The organism is Brevibacillus sp. LEMMJ03 (assembly GCF_007197875.1).
In the GTDB taxonomy this organism is placed as follows: domain Bacteria; phylum Bacillota; class Bacilli; order Brevibacillales; family Brevibacillaceae; genus Brevibacillus; species Brevibacillus thermoruber.
The window spans coordinates 300,790-321,368 of record NZ_VKJN01000004.1 but is presented as its reverse complement, the minus strand read 5'-3'; the positions used below and the strand labels follow the sequence as shown (position 1 = coordinate 321,368).

The window sequence follows — 20,579 nt, the reverse complement described above, 5'->3', positions numbered from 1 at the left end:
TCATGGCGTGTCGCTGTTGTTTCGCTCCGGTATAGTTAAAAAACAAGACCGATTTTACTCGGTCCGCTGAATCCGCACAGGTTCGTACGGGTGTTCAGTTGTTACACTGGCAACGAGCGATCAAATCAGCGAAAAGGTATGATGCACCAAGTAAATACAAATCTATTTTATTATTTGTGAACAAGAATTGTCAAGAACTGCAAATGCTATGACCCGCCGTCCTCACGCAGTTCGCGGCGAATCTGCTGCACGATTGAGCCGGAGAACCCCTTGCGCGCCAGCATCGCCAGCAGCTTTCGCTCCTCGTCCGGTTCCGGCGGCCCTTGCCGGTGCCGCCGCTTCTTTTCCACCAGCCTGCGGGCCGCTTCCAGCTCATCCTCGCGTGAGACGGCGCGCACGGCCGCATCCGCCGTGTCGCTGTCAATTCCCCGCTGCTGCAGTTCCATCCGCATCATGTACGGACTGCGCGGCTTGAGCCGCAGCCGTTCGTCCACCCACTGCCGGGCAAACCGCTCATCGTCCAGATAGCCCTGCTCTTCCATGCGGCGGCAGATTTCATCCGCCACGTCCGCCGCATACCCTTTCTCCCGGAGATAGGAAGCGACCTGCTTTTTCGTCCGCGGGCGGATGCCCAGATAGCGGAGTGCCAACAGGTAGGCCTTGTGCTCTTCTTCGGCGAGCAGCACCTCCCGGCAGAACGCCTCGTCCAGCTCCGTTCCCTTCAAAAGCTGATACTTGACGAGGATGTCTTCATGGACGGAAAAGACGACCTCGTCGCCGATTTGAATATGATAGCGATGCTGGTTTTTCGCGTCGCGGTGAACGGCGGTAATCCGGCCGCTTTTCATCGCGCCTCTCCCCCCTTTACGGCGAACCCCGCCCGGCTCGCAGCACGTCTGCGCCGGGCGGGGGTTCGAACATCAAACAGCCTGTCAGGGCGACAGGCTGTCAAGCGATTACTCGAAATCAAATACCGGTTCCTCATCCTGCTCCGGATCGTTGACCGGCTCCATACTCGGGATGGAGTTGGGATTGAGGCTGAAATACTCGCGCACTTTGGCTTCGATTTGCGCCGCCACTTCCGGGTTTTCCTTGAGGAAGAGTTTGGCGTTCTCCCGTCCTTGGCCCAGACGCTCATCGTTGAAGGAGTACCATGCCCCGCTCTTCTGGATCACATCGATCTCCGCGCCGATGTCGAGGATGCTGCCCTCCTTGGAAATGCCTTCGCCGTACATGATGTCCACTTCGGCGGTTTTGAACGGCGGCGCCACCTTGTTTTTCACGACCTTGATCTTGGTCTTGCTGCCGATCACGTCGTTGCCCACCTTGATCGCTTCCGCCTTGCGCACGTCCAGTCGAATGCTCGCATAGAACTTGAGCGCGCGTCCGCCCGGCGTCGTCTCCGGATTGCCGAACATGACGCCCACTTTCTCGCGGAGCTGGTTGATGAAGATGGCGATGGTCTTCGATTTGTTGATGGCCCCGGACAGTTTGCGCAGCGCCTGCGACATGAGGCGGGCCTGCAGCCCCACGTGGGAGTCGCCCATTTCGCCTTCAATCTCTGCTTTCGGCACGAGCGCGGCTACGGAGTCCACGACGATGATGTCAACGGCACCGGAACGCACCAGCGCCTCGGCGATTTCCAGCGCCTGCTCGCCCGTGTCAGGCTGGGAGAGCAGCAGCTCATCGATGTTTACGCCCAGTTTTGCCGCGTAGACCGGGTCCAACGCGTGCTCTGCGTCGATAAACGCGGCTTGTCCGCCCTGGCGCTGCACTTCGGCGATGGCGTGAAGGGCAACCGTCGTTTTACCGGAGGATTCCGGTCCGTAGATTTCGATGATCCGGCCGCGCGGGAATCCGCCCACACCCAGGGCGATGTCGAGGGCGAGCGCTCCGCTGGAGACGGTGGAAACCTGAACGTTGGCCATGTCCCCCAGCTTCATGATGGATCCTTTCCCGAACTGTTTTTCTATTTGACGCAATGCACTTTCCAAAGCAGCGCGACGATCTGACAAATGGTACACTCCCTTTCAACTCGTAACTGATTTGCTTGTCTTCATCATACATCGAGACAGAAGCGTTTGCCAAGTATTTTTTGCGAACAAATATTCGCATGATGAAAAGAGGCCGTCCGCCCCGAAAACGGAACGTGACGGCCTCTGTCGGCTGTCGGTATCAGGAACGCTTGGCGCGCGGCTTTGCCGGCTCCAGGTTGATCCGTCTGCCGTTGATGCGCGTTTGGCGAAGCGATTCGTAGACGAACGGCGCCACTTCTTCCGGAACCTCCACGAAGGTGAAGTTCTCGAAGATGTCGATGCGGCCGACCGCCTTTCCGGGGATTCCGACGGACTCGGAAATCTCCCGCACCAGATCCTGCGGGCGTACGTTGACGTTGCGGCCCACGTTGAGGAAGAAGCGCACCATCCCCTTGGCGGCGCCGGTCTCCCCGAAGTTGTAGACCTCGGTCTCCTCCGACTCGCCGATCTCGGTGTGGAACGCGAGGTGCAGCGCCGCAGCGGCGATCTTCTCCGCCGGGTACTGTCCGATGAGCGAGTTGGCCACCTTCACGTACATGTCGGCCACGCCATCGCTCTCCAACAGGTTGACTAGTTGTTCCCGCAGCTGCTCCTGCTTGCGTTCCGCCACTTCCTCCAGGGACGGCACGTTGCGGCAGATCAGTTGGGCTTTGGTCTGTTTCTGGATGAACATCATCTGGCGCATCTCGCGCGGCGTCACCAGCGTCATGGCAATGCCCTTGCGGCCGGCGCGGCCCGTACGGCCGATCCGGTGCACGTAGCTTTCGGAATCCTGCGGGATGTCGTAGTTGATGACGTGGGAGACGTTGCCGACGTCAATGCCGCGCGCCGCCACGTCGGTCGCGATCAGCAGCTCGATGGAGCCCTCGCGGAAGGCGTTCATCACCTTGTCGCGCTGCGCCTGGGACAGGTCGCCGTGCAAGCCGTCGGCCAGGTAACCGCGCGCTTGCAGCACTTCGGTCAGTTCGTCCACGCCCCGTTTGGTGCGGCAGAAGATGATCCCCAGCTCGACGTCTTCGCTGTCCAGGATGCGGCAGAGGCTTTCCACCTTGTTGCGTTCAAACACCTTGTAGTAGACCTGCTCGATCAGCGGAGCGGTCACTTCTTCGCGGCTGACGGCGATCGTCTGCGGCTGTTTCATGTAGCGGGTCGCCAGGCGCTTGATTTCCGGCGGCATGGTCGCGGAGAACAGCAGGGTCTGACGGTCTTCCGGGAGGTGGTTGATAATGGTTTCAATGTCGTCGATGAACCCCATGTCCAGCATTTCGTCCGCTTCGTCCAGCACCAGCGTGTGCACGTGCTCCAGCTTCAGCGTTTTGCGGCGCAGGTGGTCAAGCACGCGGCCGGGCGTCCCGACCACGACCTGGACGCCCTGGCGGAGCGCACGGATCTGGTGCCCGATGGACTGTCCGCCGTAGATCGGCAGGGTGCGGACTTTTTTATACTTGGAGATGCGCAAGAGCTCGCCCGCCACCTGGATGGCCAGCTCGCGGGTGGGCGTCAGGACGATCGCCTGCACGCGGTTGCCCGGCGTCACTTTTTCAATCAGCGGAATGCCGAAAGCGGCGGTTTTCCCCGTACCCGTTTGCGCCTGACCGATCAGGTCCCCGCCCTCCAGCACTTTCGGGATGCAGGCAGCCTGGATCGGGCTCGGCTCTTCGAAGCCCATGTCGTAAATGGCTTGCAGAATGGATTTATGTAAAGGAAAATCAGAAAAAATCGTCATGTGTTGTCACCTTTCTTTTAGTCGTTGCAGCGCGTAAAACAGCGCAAATTTGGCCGCCCGGCCGACGATGGCCTGTCGTCGTCCGGCGAGGCGAAGCTCCTTGACCAGCGTGGGCAGCCCTTCCACGGCGACGCCGACGTAGACCAATCCCACCGGTTTGCCTTCCGAGGAATCCGGGCCGGCCACCCCCGTCACGGAGATGCCGACGTCCGCGCCGAGCGTCGTCCTGACGTTTTCGGCAAGCAGCCGGGCCGTCGTCTCGCTGATGGCCCCTTCCCCTGCCAGGACTTCCTCCGGCACGTTGAGCAGCTGCCGCTTCGCCTTGTTGGTATAGCACACCACTCCGCCGCGCATGACGGCGGAACTGCCGGGTACGGATGTGATGAGGGAGGCGGCCGTTCCCCCGGTGCAGCTCTCCGCGCAGGCGATCGTCGCGCTCCTGCGCTTCAGTTCGTCCACCAGCACCTCGTGCAGCGACGTCTCTCCCGTCGCGTAGATGTACTCGCCCAACCGCTCGCGAATCTCCCTCTCCACGGGCTGAATCAGCCGCTCCGCATCGTCCACGTTCGCCGCCCTGGCCGTGATCCGCAGCGTCACTTCAAACTCCTTGGCGTACGGGGCGATCGTCGGGTTGTCCTGCCGTTCGATCAAGTCGAGCAGCCGTTCCTCCAGCGCCGATTCGCCAATGCCGTAGAAGCGCAGCACGCGCGAGTGAAACACCTGCTGCTCCGGCTTCAGCCCGATCAGATACGGCATCACGTATTTCTCTACCATCGGGTACAGTTCACTAGGCGGCCCCGGCAGCAGCACGTAGGTGCGTCCGTCGCGCTGCGCCGCCATGCCGGGCGCCATGCCGTGATCGTTCGGGAAGACGCGGCTGCCCGCCAGCACCAGCGCCTGCTTGCGGTTGTTCTCCGTCATCGTGATGCCCCGCTGGCGAAAAAACGCCTCGATCCGCTCCATCGCCGCCTGATCGGTGGTCAACCCGACGCCCAGGTGCTCCGCCACGGTTTCTTTCGTCAAGTCGTCCTGGGTCGGTCCCAGTCCGCCGGTGAACACGATCAGATCGGACCGAGCCGCCGCCTGGCGGATCACGCTTACCAGCCGTTCGGCATTATCCCCCACCACCGTGTGGAAATAGACGCCAACGCCGATTTCCGCCAGCTTCTGGGAGAGATACTGGGCGTTCGTATTGGCGATCTGCCCAAGCAAAAGTTCCGTTCCCACCGCGATAATCTCCGCTCTCATGCCCCTCATCCACTCTCTTTGGAAATAAAGTAACGCTGCCGTCGAAGCCCATCCGGCGAAGCTTTTCCTGCCGCATCGTCAGGCCGTCCCCGAACGGTTTTCCTGTCTGATACGGTAAGAAAAGAAGACCAATACCCGTTTCTTACGAGTATTGGATGACGTTGCGATTCTTGGCGAAGTAGTCATACCCGGAGTACAGGGTAATCACCACCATTGCCCATATCGCCGCTTCATCAAAGGGAATGCCGAAAATCTCAAACGGAAAATTGTTTACCATCACCGCAGTAATGGCCACGATCTGCACCCATGTTTTTAGTTTGCCCAATGCGCTGGCGGCAATTACCTGCCCTTCCGCCGCTGCCACCAGTCTCAGACCGGTCACGGCAAACTCGCGGCTGATGATGACGATGGCGATCCACGCTTCCAGCCGGTGCATTTCCACCAGCGAAATCAGCGCCGCGGAAATCAGCAGCTTATCCGCCAACGGATCGAGGAACTTCCCCAAGTTGGTCACGATTTTGCGTTTGCGGGCGATATAGCCGTCCAGACCGTCGGTACTGGCCGCCAGGATGAACACCAATGCCGCAATCAGTTCGTTGTACGTCATCGACACGCTGCCGATGGTAAACGTCCCGATGTTGTAACGCACCAGCAGAAAAAACATGACTACCGGCACCAGGAAGATCCTGGCGAGGGTGATGCGGTTGGCGAGATTCACCTAGACTACCTCCCCGGCCAAGTCGTATTCGTAGGAGTGCGTAATCTTCACCTTCACGATTTTGCCCAGTTCGCCCTTGTATCCCGTGACGAACACCTCGCCGTCAATCTCCGGAGCGTCGTACTGGGTGCGGCCGACGTAGATGTCATTGCGCCCTTCGTACCGCTCGATGAGCACGTCCAGCACCTGTCCGACAAAGCGGCCGTTTCGCTCGGCGGCGATTTCCCGCTGAATCTCCATCAGGATGTTGGCCCGTTTTTCCTTGGTCTCCTCGTCGACGTGGTTCGGCAGACGGGTCGCCGGCGTATCGTCTTCGTTCGAATAGGTGAAGACGCCCAGCCGGTCAAACTTCACATCCTTCACAAATTCGCACAGGCGCTGGAAGTCCTCTTCCGTCTCGCCGGGGAAGCCGACGATCAGGGACGTTCGCAGGGCGACGTCCGGAACGCGGGCGCGAATCTTCGCCACCAGTTCGCGGGCATCACGCTGGCGGCCGGGGCGGCGCATCTTTTTCAGGATATGATCCTCGGAGTGCTGCAGCGGCATATCAACGTATTTGCACACTTTGGAATTGGTCGCAAACACCTCGATCAGCTCGTCTGTAAAGAATCCGGGGTACGCATAGTGCAGTCTGATCCACTGAATCCCGTCCACCTCGGCCAACCGGTTCAGCAGCTCGGGCAGCATGTGCTTGCCGTCGTAAATGTCGGTGCCGTAGTTGGTGGAATCCTGCGCGATCAGGCTGATCTCCACGATCCCCTGCGCAGCGAGGTGTTTTGCCTCCTCCACGATCGATTCGATGGTCCGGCTGCGAAATCCTCCGCGCATCAGCGGAATGCTGCAGAACGTACAGGCGTTGTCGCAGCCCTCCGCAATCTTGATGTAGGCGGAATAGGTCCCTGCCTTCACTTTCCGTTTGACCACTTCCTCGTAAGTGAAGACGGGATTGCCGACATAGGCGGGCCGCTTGCCCGCGAGCGATTCAGCAATAATGTCCGTAATCGACATAAAATCGCCTGTTCCGACAATGCCGTCCACTTCCGGGATCTCTTTTAGAATATCCTCTTTGTACCGTTGCGTGAGACAGCCTGCCACGACAAGCGATTTCAGCTTGCCGGATTCCTTCAGCTCCGCCATGTCGAGAATCTTGTTGACCGATTCTTCCTTGGCGGCGTCGATGAATCCGCAGGTATTGACGATGACGACCGTTGCTTCTTCGGGGTTATCGACCAGTTCGTAGCCTTTTTCATCTATCAGATGGGCCATCATGTCCGAATCGACCAGATTCTTTTCACAGCCCAGCGTAACGATCGCTACTTTTTCACGTGAGCCTACCTTCTCTGTCATCTGTTTTCCTCCAATTGGTCACACCTGCCCAGATTACACCTATTCAGTATAATATAAGCCGCAACGGAGTGTCAAAAGTGAAGAAAGTACGAAAGGCAAGCATGACGCTTGCCTATTGGGTAACGGATGGTGCCATCGTAACGACGACGTTGGACGGCATGTATTTCATGTTGGACGTGTCTACACGCGCGCCGTTGACCGTCATCTCCACGACCGTCGGCTTGCCCAGACGGATGTACGCCGTCTTGCCCAGTTCGACGACGACTTCCTCGTCTTTCTTCAACGTGCCCTCTTTGACGTATTTCTTGCCCTTCGCCTCGGACACCCCGTACCAGCATTTGTCGTTGACGACTTTGAGTTTGACCGTGATCTTGTCGCCGCCGCCGCTCAGCGTGTACTTGTACAGGGACCCCTGCTGCGACTCGAACGTGACCGTCGCCTGCTGCTCGCCGCTCGGAACCTCCGGGACGGCCGCGGTCGAATCGGGAGCCGGTTCCGTAACGGTGGCGGGAGGTCTGGGCGTCTGGGTCTGCGGCGAAGGGGTTGGCGTCGGCGTGCCGCTCTGGCCCGGATTGACGATTTCCGCGCCTGACGACAGATTCCCCCCCGGCACCGCCGGCTGGGTGTTCATCCCGCTGTTGACGACAGCGATGTAGATCACCCCGATGATCAGCGCGATAAACAGCACCAGCAAGGTCTTGGTCAGCCATCTGCCGGCCTGCAGCGGGTTGTTGGCGGACGCCACCCGGCGGCGGCGCAGCCGTTCCACTTGTTCCTGCGGAGGTTGGGCAGGCAGATCCGCCTGGAAGTGACTCATGATGTGGTTCGGATCAAGACCGACGGCTTCCGCGTAGCTCTTGACGAAAGCCCGTGCGTAAAAGTGGCCAGGGAGTACGTGAAAATGGCCCCTTTCAATGGCTTCCAAATATCGCCGCTGGATCTTGGTGATCCGTTGGATGTCGTCGAGCGTGATCCCTTTTTCTTCGCGGGCCCTTTGTAGTACTTGACCTAGCTCAGACACAGCTTACCCTCCTTAATTCATGTCGAAATGGTCGAAGCCGCGGTTGTTGATCAACTCGTATGTAATCTCTTCGTCCGGATGCTGACGCAGTTCGATGATGTAGTGAAAATCTGACAGTTCGTACTCCGACTCGCGGACGAAAATATCGGGATGTTCGATGATCTTGGCGGCCGGGAAGTTCATGATTTCCCTCAGCAGCGCGTGATGTTTCTCCGTGGAGCGCAGCGTCGACACAATTCCATCTATTAAATATACATGATCAGTCGTCATCTCATCAACGGCAAGGGAGCTGCGCACGGTCTGCCGCAGCAGCGTGGAGGAGATGAACGTCCAGCGCTTGTTGGCCGACACGCTGGCCGCGATCATCGACTCGGTTTTGCCGACGCGCGGCATGCCGCGGATGCCGATCAACTGGTGGCCCTCCCGCTTCAAAATCTCCGCCATGAAGTCGACCAAGAGCCCCAGCTCGTCGCGCACGAACCGGAACGTTTTTTTGTCCTCGCTGTCGCGCTCGATGTAGCGCCCGTGGCGAACCGCCAGTCTGTCCAGCATCGTCGGCGGCCGCAGCCTCGTTATGGTTATATTGTCCATTTTTAGCACAACGTTGCGCAGTACCTCTATTTTTTCGTCGTCATCCGTCAGCAGCAGCATGCCGCGTCGCATGTTGTCGACACCGTTGATCGTCACGATATTGATGTTGAGCATCCCCAAGATGGAGGCGACATCCCCCAGCAGACCGGGCCGGTTTTTGGAGATTTCGTATTCCATGTACCACTCTTTTTTCGCTTCCATGCCCCTATCCTCTCCGACAGCCAATTTTCTCTTCGTATGTAGTATATCACGTTCCGAACGATCGACAATCAGAGATTCGGACGGAAAAGAAAAATCCCCGTGGAAAGGGGATTTCAGTGCAGTTAGCTGCCTTGGTTGGGGCCGGCGTCGTTCTCCACCAGCTTGACCATCATGGATGCCAGCGCGCGCTGCTGCTCTTCGTCGCCGGCGTCCCACAACTGCTTCAGCAGGCGCTCCTGATCGTTTTTCGGGTCCACCTGACCGGCCAGGTAATGGCCGATCTGATACGCCACATTTTGAATGGTGTCGCTTTCCATGCCAGCCTGTTTGGCCTGCTCTACGCGCTCGCCGAGAAATTGCTTCCAGTCGCGGAAATTGTCGAGAACCGACATGTACTATTCCCTCCTTCTGTGCGTTACGGACAGGTTTGTGCCCGTATATTGGTAGAATGCCATCATCAGGAGGGAATTATGCATGCCGTCTCAGGCGTACCAGCCACCGTTGGGACTGATGATCTGACCGGTCAGGTAGCTCGCCTCTGCCATCAGCAAAAAGCGGACGACCGCAGCCACCTCCGCCGGCGTGCCCAGACGGCCCGCTGGGATCTCGGCGGCGATCATTTCCAGTTCCTCGGGAGAAAACCGCTCCATCATGCCGCCCTGAATCGCTCCCGGCGCCACCGCGTTTACGGTGATGCCGTTGGGGGCAAGCTCTTTGGCCAGCGCTTTGGTAAAGGCGTTGACGGCCCCCTTGGTGAGCGAGTAGAGCACTTCGCAGGAGCCGCCCGTCAGGCCCCAGACGGAGGAGATGTTGACGATCCGGCCGTACCGCTCCCGAAGCATCGCGCCCAACGCCGCCTGCGTCACGAAATAGGCGGAGCGGACGTTGAGCGCCACCAGCTCGTCAAACATTTCGGGCGACACATCGGTAAAAAGACCGACGTGATCCGCCGACGCGTTGTTGACGAGCAGCAGCGGGGCAACGGGCATGGCCTGAAACATGGCGGTGATCTGCCCCACGTCGCGCAGGTCGGCCTGCAGGGCATACGCGGGGACGCCCCGCGCCCGGCATTCGTTCAGCACCGGCTCCAGCTTGTCGTAGGATTGATGGTAATGCAGGTAAAGCGGGACGCCCGACGCGGCCAACGCCAGGCTGATGGCGCGGCCGATCTCGCCGGACGCCCCTGTCACCAACGCCCAAGGCGTCTGTGGGTTCATGTGCGTTCACTACTCCTGCGGCGAAGCGGAACGAACGATCGAGATGGACATTTGTTCCGGCAGAAAGTGCTCCCTCAAGCGTTCCTCCACGTCTTCGCGGGTGATCGACTCCAGCGCCGGCACCACGGAGAAGAGGTCGCTGCCGTTGAATTTGTAGCTGGTAAACTGGTTGGCGATAAACTCCACGGAATTGAGCGAGCGCAAAAACTGGCCGATTTTTTTCCGCTTGGCGCGTTCAAAATCGTCCTGCGCGATGCCCGACTGCTTCAACGCCGCGATTCCCTGCTTGACTTCTTCGGCCAAGCGGTCGGGATCGGGAGTGTCGGCGCCGATAATGGAGTAGCCGTAGTCCTGTTCGCCGCTGTAGTCGACGTCGAAATTCTCCGTGATCAGCCCGCTGTCGTACCATTTCTGGTAGAGGGCGGAGCTGGTGCCAAACGCGATGTCCAACAACAGTTTAGTGGCAAGCTCCCGTTTTAACAAGGCCTCTCCGGACAAACCGCTTTGTTTTTCCTTGAAGCCGATCATGCATTTGGGCATCCCCACGGGCAGATGATGTTCGATGCGCTGCTTGGCCACTTCCGCCGGCTCTTCCGGAAAGATGCGTTCGATCTTCGGCGCGGGCGGGAACTCCTTGGCGGCCTGATTGTTCCGGATCAAGCCCATGACTGCTTCCGGCTCAAACGACCCCACCACCAACAGCAGCATGTTGGCCGGATGGTAAAACGTTTCGTAGCACTGGTACAGCATCTCCTTGGTGATCTTGGAGATAGAGTCAATCGTGCCGGCGATCTCGATGTTGATCGGATACCGCTGATACATGGCTTTCAGGAGATTCATGTACACTTTCCAGTCCGGGTTGTCGTCGTACATGGTGATTTCCTGGCCGATGATGCCTTTTTCCTTTTCCACGCTGGCGTCGGAAAAGTACGGTTCCTGCACGTAATCCAGCAGCAGATTCAGGTTGGCCTCCAGCTTGTCGGTGCAGGAAAACAGGTACGCCGTGCGGTTGAAGCTGGTGAAGGCGTTGCAGGAGGCGCCGTTCTTGCTGAACTCGTGCATGACATCCCGGTCCTTTTTCTCAAACATTTTATGTTCCAGAAAATGAGCGATCCCGTCCGGCACGTGCACCTCTTCCCCGCTGCGGGTGCGAAAATGGCTGTCGACGGAGCCGTATCGCGTGGTAAAAACGGCGTACGTCTTGCTGAATCCCTGCTTGGGCACCAGGTACACCTGCAGGCCGTTCGGCAGTTTCTCGTGATAAACGGTTTCGTTCACCTGTTCAAACACGGTGGTCTGCATGTTACACATCCCCCTTTTTGTCCCGCAAGAGATAGATGGTATCGATCGCGACGCGTTCCGCCACGCGCTTGATGTCGTCCACCGTCACACCGTTGATCTCGTTCAGCAGTTCGTTCAACTGCCGTTTCCGCCCGCTGAGCACGCCGTTGTAGGCAAAGTCGATCATCATCCGGGCGCTGTCCAGCAGTTCGCGGAACTGGTTGGTCAGCGTGGCTTTTGTCTGCTCCAGTTCTCCGGCGGTGATGCTTCCCTGCCGCATCAGCTCCAACTGTTCCTTGATGATGTCGACAGCCCGCCGGTAGTTGTTTACGTCGATGCCGGACATCATCATCAGGATGCCTTTGTGGCTCTCCAGCCGGGAGACGGCGTAGTAAGCCAGACTCGCCTTTTCACGGACGTTGACAAACAGTTTGGAATGGGGAAAACCGCCCAGCACGCCGTTGTAGACCAGGAGCGCCGGGTAATCGTCGTCCTTGTAGGAAATCTGCGTCCGGCAGCCGATGTTCAGTTTCGCCTGGCTGACATCGAGCCGCTCGATGACTTCCCGCGCCTGGGTCACTTGTTTGGTGGCGTTGGTCGGCGGGAACGTTATCACCTCCGCCCGATCCGGGGTCACATGGGTGCTGATCGCCTCCTCCACTTCCGCCCGCTGCACGTCCCCGACCACGAAGATGTCGATCGGATTGCGCGACGTGATCTCGCGGAAATAGCGGTACAGCTCCGCCCCCGTAATGGACGGCAGATCCTCGGTCCGCCCCTGGGCGAGCAGGGCGAACGGCTCCCCTTTGCACATCTCCGCCGTCACCCGCTGGTTGGCGTACTTCATCTTGTCGTCAATCAGGCTCTCGATCCGCTTGCGCAGCGTCTCTTTTTCCTGGGCGACGTACTTTTCGGCAAACGCTTCCCCTTCCAGATAGGGGCGGGTCAGCACGTCGCCGACGAAGCGAATCGCCTGGTCCAAGAGGGACGTCTCTTGCGAAAGGTACTTCTCGTTCGGCACTTCCATGTAGATCTGGAGGATCTGCCGCTCTCCCTTTTTCACCACGTCCACGTCGAAAATCGCTCCGTAGAGATAGTCCAGATGTTCGCGAAGCTGCTTGGTCTCGGGGAATCGGGCGGTTGCCCGCTTCATTACCATGGCCAGGAGCGCCGTCTTGGTCACGTGCGCTTCGGACAGTTCCTGTTCGATCATAGTCACGATGGTCGTGGTCTTGAATTTGGCAGTCGGCAGGATATGTACATGGATTCCGTTGACTGAGGAGGTGTGAAACGCAATCTCATTCCGCTGCTCGCTCATATCCCATTCTCCCTTCTCCGTCGGCTTGATCTCTTCTATTGTAACCAATTGGCAGGCCGTTCAGCAAAGCAGACGAGAAAAGGCGGGACCGTACCGTCTCCGCCTTTTCGCCGTGAAAATGATCTCTTCTGTTACTGTATGCACCCCGGCCGATGCCTACCACTGCAAAAGAACGGGTCCCGCTCCCGTTTCGCTACAGATCGGTGTCATCCCACTCGCTGAGATCGTCGGGGTCCGCATTGCTTTCGACAAAGCGGCCGCAGTCGGGTTCCAGGCAGAGCATCCCGTCCAGTTGGCTGTCGTGAAACGGCAGGCCGTGGGTGCCGCCGCAGTAGGGGCAGGTCCACATCAGACGTCCTCCTTTATGAAGAAGTGCTTCCTCCGTGTAGTGTGCCCCAATCTCCCTCGGGATTACGCGGACGCATCCGCTGATCGTTCGCGTTCCAACAAAAAAGCGCCCGGAAGTCCGGGCAAGAGACCGACCGCCGTTTCCACAAACGGCGAATCGCTCCTCTCCCCCTGCGCGGTTTGGCGAGAGCACGACCGCGGAGGGAGAGCGCCAGGTTCCAGACGCATGATCGAGTTTTATTAGCGGGAGCCGGTCTCGTACGGCTTGCCCAGTGCGGCGGGTGCGCTCGAACGGCCGACCACGCCCGCCAGGACCAGGATGGTCAAAATGTACGGAAGCATGTAGATGAATCCGGTCGGAACGTATTGGGTCAGACCGAAGATCTGCACCAGCGACTTGATCGCCTGCGCCACCCCGAAGAACAGCGCCGCGCCCATCGCGCCGGCCGGATGCCACTTCCCGAAAATCAAGGCAGCCAGCGCGATGAATCCTTGGCCGGACACCGTGTTGTGGGAGAAGTTGCTGGTCGTGGTCAGGGCGATCGTCGCGCCGCCCATCGCCGCCAGGGCGCCGCTGATCATGACCGCGGTGTAGCGCATGCGCTTGACGTTGATGCCGACGGTGTCCGCGGCGCGCGGATGCTCACCGACCGCCCGCAGCCGCAGACCGAACGGCGTTTTGAACAGCACGTACCAGGAGAGAGCCACCAGCGCAAACGCGATAAAGCTGGTCGGATACCCTTCGAACAGCGCGTGTCCCACATACGGGATGTCGGCCAACAGCGGAATGTGCCATTTGCCGAACACGTGGGAGAGCGTCGTGGTTTGACCCGCACCGTGGAAGATGATCTTGGTCAGGTAGACGGACAACCCCGCGGCCAGGAAGTTCAGCGCAACGCCGCTGACCACCTGGTCGGCCTTGAACGTGATCGAGGCGACCGCGTGCGGCAGGGCGAAAATCGCACCGGCCACGATCGCGGCGGCAAAGCCCACCCACGGCGCGCCGCTGCCGAACGCGTCCTGCGCAAAGAAGGTGACCACGGCACCGGTAAACGCCCCGATGATCATCATCCCTTCCAGCGCGATGTTGACGACCCCGGAACGCTCCGAGTACATGCCGCCCAGCGCGGCAAAAATCAAGGCAGTGGAAAACACGATGGTATCGTGAACCAGGTTGCTGAGGATCATGCCCCAATCCATCAGTTTCCACCCTCCTTTTTCTTCAGAATAGGCTTCAGGAAGACTTTCACGATGCCGTGAGCAGCCACGAAGAAGATGACGGACGCGATCACGACGCGAATCAGCTCGACCGGAACGCCGGCGCCAAACTTCATGCCGGCCGCGCCGAACGTCAGCATGCCGAACAGAATCGCTGCCAGGACGACGCCCAACGGGTTGTTGCCGCCGATCAGGGCGACGGCGATTCCGTCAAAGCCGTACCCCGGCATGCCCGCCATGACAGCCTGGTAGTGAGACACGCCCAGGATCTCGCATGCGCCGCCGATGCCGGCGAACATCCCGCCGATAAACATGGCGTTGACCACGTTGCGGTTGACGTTCATTCCGGCGTACTCGGACGCGTGCGGGTTCAGGCCGACCGCGCGCAGTTCGAAACCGGTCTTGGTCTTCCACAGGACGACGTAGAAAAAGACGGCGGCGAGCACGGCCAGCAGCGTCCCCCAGTGCAGCCGGGCGCTGTCAAACATCTGTGACAGCCAGCCGATCGTGATGGAGGCGGAATCCTTGATCATCTCGGAACGCTGCTGTCCCGCCGGCACGAAGAAAGCGTTCAGAATGTAGTTGGCGAAGTAGAGGGCAATCCAGTTCAGCATGATGGTCGTGATGACCTCGTTGACGCCCCGGGCCGCTTTCAGGTAGCCGGCGATGGCTCCCCACAGGCCCCCTGCCAGCGCACCGGCCAGCACGGCGAGCGGCGCGTGAATGTACGCCGGGAGATCCAGGGAAATGCCCACCGCCGTAGAGGCGATCATCCCCATGATGAACTGCCCCTCCGCCCCGATGTTGAACAGGCCGGTGCGGAAAGCAAACGCCACGGACAGGCCCGTAAAGATCAGCGGCGTGATCTGGCGGATCGTCTCACCGAAGTTGTACGAACTGCCGAATACCTTTTCCACAAGGGACGCGTACGCCTTGATCGGGTTGAATCCCCCCGCGAGCATGGCGACGGCTCCGGTCAATAATCCAAGAATGATAGCTGCTGCCGGGACGAGGAACGATTCCTTGGTAAAAACAGCAATCACTCTATTCATCGCTTCCTCCTCCTTGCATCCGTTTTCCGCCGGACATCATCAAGCCCAGTTCTTGTTCGGTCGTCGACTTGGCGTCGACAATGCCGACAATCTGTCCCTCGTAAATGACCGCAATCCGGTCGGATACGTTGATTACCTCGTCCAGTTCGAGCGAAATCAGCAGCACGGCCTTGCCCTTGTCGCGCTGCTCCACGAGCCGTTTGTGGATAAACTCGATGGCCCCCACGTCCAACCCACGCGTCGGCTGCGCCGCGATCAAAAGATCCGGGTCCTTGTCCACTTCGCGGGCGATGATTGCCTTCTGCTGGTTGCCGCCGGAAAGCGCTCGTGCCTTGGTGTGGATGCTCGGCGTGCGGACGTCGAACTCCTCGATCAGTCTGGATGCGTGCTTGTCAATCGCCGCGTAGTCCAGGAAGCCGTTTTTGTTGAACCGCGGGTGGAAGTACGTCTCCAGCACCATGTTTTCGCTCATGGTAAAGTCGAGCACCAGCCCGCGCTTGTGCCGGTCTTCCGGAATGTGGGACAGGCCCGCTTCCGAGATTTCCCGCGGCAGCCGGTTGGTAATGTCCTGGCCCTTCAAGAGGATCCGTCCGCCGGAAGCCTTGCGCAGTCCGGTCAGCACCTCGATCAGTTCGCTTTGGCCGTTGCCGTCCACGCCGGCGATGCCGAGGATCTCCCCGGCGCGCACTTCAAACGAGATGCCGTTCAGCGCGTTGACGCCGCGGTTGCCCATGGCGGTGACGTTCTCGACGGAGAGGATGACCTCTTTCGGCTGCGGCGGCTGCTTGTCCACTTTGAACGTAACCTCGCGCCCCACCATCTTGGCGGCCAACTCGTCCGGGTTGGTATCCTTGACGGCGACCGAATCGATCACCTTGCCCCGGCGAATGATCGTGACCGCGTCGCAGACGGCCATGATCTCCTTCAACTTGTGGGTGATCAGGATGATCGTCTTGCCCTCTTTTACCAGATTGTGCATGATCTCGATCAGTTCCTGAATCTCCTGCGGGGTCAGGACGGCGGTCGGCTCGTCAAAAATGAGGATGTCCGCCCCGCGGTAAAGCGTTTTCAAAATCTCCACCCGCTGCTGCATGCCTACGGAAATATCGGCAATTTTGGCAGTGGGATCCACTTTCAGCCCGTACTTGCGGGAAAGCTCCTCCACTTCCTTGACCGCTCGGCGAATATCTATCTGCAACCCGTTTTTCGGTTCGTTTCCTAACACAATGTTTTCAGTGACCGTAAAGGTTTCCACAAGCATGAAATGTTGGTGCACCATGCCGATGCCCAGTTCGTTCGCGACGTTGGGACTCGTGATGTGTACCGGTTTCCCGTTGATGAGGATTTCTCCCTCATCCGGTTGATACAAGCCAAACAAGATGTTCATCAACGTGGACTTCCCCGCGCCGTTCTCCCCCAGGAGGGCGTGGATTTCGCCTTTTTTCACGACCAGGTTGATGTTGTCGTTTGCGACGATGCCGGGAAAGCGCTTGGTAATCCCGCGCATTTCAACAACTGTCTGTACCGAATTCAACCATGTTCCCCCCGTTTTTGTGGGTCTTAGTTTGAAGGTAAAGAACAAGGCTAGTTGCTCGAACTAGCCTTGTCCGTGTGCAGCCTGCTGTGGGTTACTGTTGAGGTGTTTCAGGAACCTTGATCTCGCCGTTTACGATTTTTTGCTTGTACTCGTCAACCAGCTTCAGCACGTCTGCCGGCACGTTCTTGTTGGAGGTGTCGGCCAGGCCTACGCCGTTTTCCTTCAGACCAAGCCATACGATGCCGCCTTTGAATTTGCCGTCGATGACGTCTTTGGACACGCGGTATACGGCTTCGTCCACGCGCTTCACCATGGAGGTGAGGGTGATGTCGTCGCCGAAGGTCAGGGACTGGTCCTTGTCCACGCCGATTACCCAAACCTGTTGGCCTTTGGCCTTGCGAGCCTTGGCTTCGTTGAACACGCCGTCGCCGGTCGCGCCGGACGCGTGGAAGATGATGTCAACGCCCTGGTCGTACATTTGCGACGCGGTGGATTTGCCCTGGTCCGGTTTGTCGAATGCGGCGGTGTACACCTTCACGACCTGAACGCTCGGATCGACGGCCTTCACGCCTGCTTCGAAGCCGGCTTCAAAGCGCTTGATCACCGGAATTTCCATCCCGCCGACAAAGCCGACCTTTTTCGTTTTGCTCATTTTCGCGGCTACCACGCCAACCAGGAAGGAACCTTCATGCTCTTTGAACAGGACGGATTCCACGTTCGGCGCGTCCACTTCGGCGTCAATGATCGCCAGTTTGGCGTCCGGGTTTTCGGAAGCCACTTTTTTCACGTGGTCGCCCATCAGGAAGCCGATCCCCCAGGTCAGATCCCATTTGTCCTTGACGAACTGGGTCAGGTTCGGGATGTAGTCGGCGTCACTGGTGGACTGGAGGTAGTTTACGTTTTCTTCCGGGAGGTTGAGGTCTTTTTGCAGTTTTTGCAGACCTTCCCACGCGCTCTGGTTGAAGGAGTTGTCGTTCACACCGCCCACGTCGGTCACCATGCCGATTCTCGCGTTCGGCGCAGCCGCCTGGCCTTCCCCTTGGTTGGCCGCTCCTTGCTGTCCTTCTGTTTTTCCGCCGCACCCAGCCAGGACAAGCGAAAGGCTGAGGGCTGCCACGGAGAGGACGGAAAGTACCTTTTTCATGCCGGAATACCCCCTGTTTTTAAATGGAATGAAATTGTTGTGCGAGGTTTCCCCCGCTTGTTAGAGCCGTCTGCGCACGACGTGAAAGTGAATCTTGTCCGCCCGGAAATAATTGTGGGAATAAAGCACGGGCCGTTCACTCTCGTCGTAGTGAATCTGTTTCAGCAGGAGCAGCGTCGCGTTTTTGTCGCACCGCAGCAGATTGGAAACCTTTTCAGAGTAGCCCAGCGGTTCGATGTGAGCCACTGCATACGCGATGCGCAGGCCCGTTTTGCTCTCCAGCCAGTTGAAGATGGACTCGCCCTCTGCCGTGTAGCCTCCGGGCACCAGGTGGGCCGGGATGCGGTCAAAGCAGTAGACGACCGGGTCGCCGTCCGCCGTGCGAATGCGCTCCACCATGAGCACGCCTTCGCCCGGATTGAGGGACAGCCGTTTGCGCTCTTCCTCGCCAGGCTCGCCGAACGCGGTGCGGAGAATGATCGTCCCCGCCTTGTACCCCTGCCGCTCAATCGCGTCCGTCACACTAAAGAGTTCCCCAATCCCGCCGGAAAAAACAGGACGGGAATTGATAAACGTGCCGACCCCGTGACGACGGATCACGATTTTCTCTTCTTCGAGAAGGCGAAGCGCTTCCCGCAGCGTCGCCCGACTCACACCCAACTGTTTTGACAGCTCGGCTTCGGAAGGGAGACGTTCGCCGGGTTTTAGCTCCCCGGAATCAATATTGCTCTTGATCTTGTCCATGACCAAGAGGCTCAGCGACCGGAAATTCCCCTTGATGCTCATCCACCTTCACTCCTGCTTACCCTTCAGCCATCCCAACAGGTAGGACGTCAGACCTCTGATTCACACGCAACGATAACAACAATTTCCTTGAATCCCGTAAAAATTGTACCGTAGGGGCAGGTATCATGCAATATAAATTTTCAGAAGTCTCCTGCCAGTTTTTGCGTTTTCAGGCAGCGACTGAGCGACCGCTCATTTGAAGTTCCAATCCGGCAGATGAAAAAGAAACGCCCGGCTCAGGAGATGCTGCTCTCCTGGGCCGGACGCGGTATGCGCACTTCGCGGGGCTTGCTGCCCTCATACGGGCCGACGACCCCCTGCGCTTCCATCATGTCGATCAGCCGGGCCGCCCGCGTATAGCCGATCCGAAGCCTGCGCTGCAGCAGGGATGCGGATGCGGTCTGCGCCTCGACGACAATCTGCACCGCCTGATCGTACAGCTCGTCGTCCACAACGGCCTGCTGCTCGTCCGCCACCTCGTCCGGGATCATCTCTTCCTGGTAGTGGACTTCCTGCTGTTCCTTGACAAAGCGGACGACGTCCTCCACTTCCTTGTCGGAGACGAACGCCCCCTGCACGCGAATCGGCTTGGAAGCCCCCATCGGCAGGTAGAGCATGTCCCCGCGGCCGAGCAGTTTTTCCGCCCCGCCCATGTCCAGGATGGTGCGGGAGTCGGCCATGGACGAAACGCCAAAGGCAATCCGCGACGGGATGTTCGCCTTGATCACGCCGGTGATGACGTCCACGGACGGACGCTGCGTGGCGATAATCAGGTGAATGCCGGCCGCACGGGCCATCTGAGCCAGGCGGCAGATGGCGTCTTCCACTTCTCCCGGCGCCACCATCATCAGGTCCGCCAGCTCGTCGACGATGACCACGATGTACGGCAGCGGGCTTCCCTCCGCCTGCTGGTTGTACATCTCGATGTTGCGGCTGCCCGTTTTGGCGAACAGATTGTAGCGCCGCTCCATCTCCGCGACCACTTTCTTCAGCGCGACGGACGCGCGGCGGGGGTCGGTCACCACCGGTGCGAGCAGGTGGGGAATCCCGTTGTACACATTCAGCTCGACCATCTTCGGATCAACCATCATCAGCTTCACTTCATCCGGCTTCGCCCGGAACAGGATGCTCATGATCAATCCGTTGATGCAGACCGATTTGCCGCTGCCGGTCGCGCCTGCCACCAGCAGGTGGGGCATTTTCGCCAGGTCGGCCACGATCGGCTCGCCCGAGATGTCCCGGCCGAGCGCCACCGTCAGCTTGCCGGGCGCCTCCTGGTACTGCGGCGATTCCAGCACCTCGCGAAGCGAAACCACCGCCACTTCGGCATTGGGCACCTCGATGCCGATCGCCGACTTGCCCGGAATCGGCGCCTCGATGCGGATATCCTTGGCCGCCAGCGCCAGCGCCAAATCGTCGGTCAGGCTGACGATCCGGCTCACTTTCACGCCGGTCGCGGGCTGCACTTCGTAGCGGGTAACGGCCGGTCCCCGGTGCACTTCCGAAACGATCGCGCTGACGCCGAAGCTTTTCAGCGTCTGCACCAGCTTGGCCGCGTTGGACGTGTGGTCCACGTCCTTGCCCGGCGTATAGCCTTTGGGCCGGGCCAGCATCTGCAAGTTGGGAAGCACATAGGGGACAGCCGGCTGCACCTCCGCGTTTTCCAGCGTGCCGAAAATCTCTTCGTCGCCTTCCAGCGAGAACGTAATCTCCCGCGCCGCTTGCGGACGGACAGGCGGCGCCGCCGATTCGGGGGATTCCTGTTCGTGTTCGCTCGCCACCCGCTCGGT

The 20,579-nt window shown here is 59.2% G+C and carries 18 protein-coding genes and 1 pseudogene; all 19 read right to left on the bottom strand.

Features of this window, described 5'->3' with window-relative positions; translation table 11 throughout:
* Positions 1–206: 206 nt before the first annotated feature.
* Complete coding sequence (locus FOI68_RS07875) at positions 207–848, bottom strand: regulatory protein RecX (protein WP_143862795.1); 642 nt, start codon at positions 846–848, stop codon at positions 207–209.
* A gap of 108 nt (positions 849–956) precedes the next feature.
* The gene (recA, locus tag FOI68_RS07870) at positions 957–2,015 is read right to left on the bottom strand and encodes a recombinase RecA (RefSeq protein WP_029099032.1); all 1,059 of its coding nucleotides are present in this window, start codon (positions 2,013–2,015) and stop codon (positions 957–959) included.
* Between the two features lie 160 nt (positions 2,016–2,175).
* Positions 2,176–3,762, bottom strand: a complete 1,587-nt coding sequence (locus FOI68_RS07865; protein WP_029099031.1) for a DEAD/DEAH box helicase — start codon at positions 3,760–3,762, stop codon at positions 2,176–2,178.
* A gap of 6 nt (positions 3,763–3,768) precedes the next feature.
* Positions 3,769–5,010, bottom strand: coding sequence for a competence/damage-inducible protein A (locus FOI68_RS07860; protein ID WP_143862794.1), 1,242 nt, complete (start codon positions 5,008–5,010; stop codon positions 3,769–3,771).
* Between the two features lie 142 nt (positions 5,011–5,152).
* The gene (gene pgsA, locus FOI68_RS07855) at positions 5,153–5,728 is read right to left on the bottom strand and encodes a CDP-diacylglycerol--glycerol-3-phosphate 3-phosphatidyltransferase (protein ID WP_029099029.1); all 576 of its coding nucleotides are present in this window, start codon (positions 5,726–5,728) and stop codon (positions 5,153–5,155) included.
* Positions 5,729–7,075, bottom strand: coding sequence for a 30S ribosomal protein S12 methylthiotransferase RimO (rimO, locus tag FOI68_RS07850; RefSeq protein WP_143862793.1), 1,347 nt, complete (start codon positions 7,073–7,075; stop codon positions 5,729–5,731).
* A gap of 112 nt (positions 7,076–7,187) precedes the next feature.
* Positions 7,188–8,096 carry a helix-turn-helix domain-containing protein gene (locus FOI68_RS07845; RefSeq protein ID WP_029099027.1) on the bottom strand — a complete coding sequence of 303 codons (909 nt, stop codon included), beginning with the start codon at positions 8,094–8,096 and terminating at the stop codon, positions 7,188–7,190.
* Positions 8,097–8,108: 12 nt separating this feature from the next.
* On the bottom strand, positions 8,109–8,888 hold the full coding sequence (locus FOI68_RS07840) for a DUF3388 domain-containing protein (protein WP_029099026.1): 780 nt from the start codon (positions 8,886–8,888) through the stop codon (positions 8,109–8,111).
* A 122-nt stretch (positions 8,889–9,010) separates the two neighbouring features.
* Positions 9,011–9,280, bottom strand: a complete 270-nt coding sequence (locus tag FOI68_RS07835) for a DUF3243 domain-containing protein (RefSeq protein WP_029099025.1) — start codon at positions 9,278–9,280, stop codon at positions 9,011–9,013.
* 90 nt (positions 9,281–9,370) lie between these two features.
* Positions 9,371–10,105, bottom strand: coding sequence for an elongation factor P 5-aminopentanone reductase (gene ymfI / locus FOI68_RS07830; protein ID WP_143862792.1), 735 nt, complete (start codon positions 10,103–10,105; stop codon positions 9,371–9,373).
* Positions 10,106–10,114: 9 nt separating this feature from the next.
* A complete protein-coding gene (gene yfmH / locus FOI68_RS07825; protein WP_143862791.1) occupies positions 10,115–11,407 on the bottom strand; it encodes an EF-P 5-aminopentanol modification-associated protein YfmH in 1,293 nt (430 codons plus the stop codon).
* Position 11,408: 1 nt separating this feature from the next.
* Positions 11,409–12,704: an EF-P 5-aminopentanol modification-associated protein YfmF gene (gene yfmF / locus FOI68_RS07820; protein WP_035297384.1), complete on the bottom strand. Its 1,296-nt coding sequence runs from the start codon at positions 12,702–12,704 to the stop codon at positions 11,409–11,411.
* Between the two features lie 193 nt (positions 12,705–12,897).
* Complete coding sequence (locus tag FOI68_RS23360; protein ID WP_162836724.1) at positions 12,898–13,053, bottom strand: CpXC domain-containing protein; 156 nt, start codon at positions 13,051–13,053, stop codon at positions 12,898–12,900.
* A gap of 239 nt (positions 13,054–13,292) precedes the next feature.
* Complete coding sequence (locus FOI68_RS07815; RefSeq protein ID WP_035297382.1) at positions 13,293–14,252, bottom strand: ABC transporter permease; 960 nt, start codon at positions 14,250–14,252, stop codon at positions 13,293–13,295.
* On the bottom strand, positions 14,252–15,322 hold the full coding sequence (locus tag FOI68_RS07810) for an ABC transporter permease (RefSeq protein ID WP_035297380.1): 1,071 nt from the start codon (positions 15,320–15,322) through the stop codon (positions 14,252–14,254). The genes FOI68_RS07815 and FOI68_RS07810 overlap by 1 nt, the downstream gene beginning before the upstream one ends.
* A complete protein-coding gene (locus FOI68_RS07805) occupies positions 15,315–16,829 on the bottom strand; it encodes an ABC transporter ATP-binding protein (protein ID WP_176703223.1) in 1,515 nt (504 codons plus the stop codon). Before FOI68_RS07805 ends, FOI68_RS07810 begins: the two co-directional genes overlap by 8 nt.
* Before the next feature lie 121 nt (positions 16,830–16,950).
* Positions 16,951–18,003, bottom strand: coding sequence for a BMP family lipoprotein (locus FOI68_RS07800; RefSeq protein WP_143862790.1), 1,053 nt, complete (start codon positions 18,001–18,003; stop codon positions 16,951–16,953).
* 60 nt (positions 18,004–18,063) lie between these two features.
* Positions 18,064–18,789, bottom strand: coding sequence for a GntR family transcriptional regulator (locus FOI68_RS07795; RefSeq protein ID WP_143862789.1), 726 nt, complete (start codon positions 18,787–18,789; stop codon positions 18,064–18,066).
* Between the two features lie 236 nt (positions 18,790–19,025).
* Positions 19,026–20,417, bottom strand: a pseudogene (locus FOI68_RS24350) (DNA translocase FtsK); the annotation flags it as partial.
* Positions 20,418–20,579 lie beyond the last annotated feature (162 nt).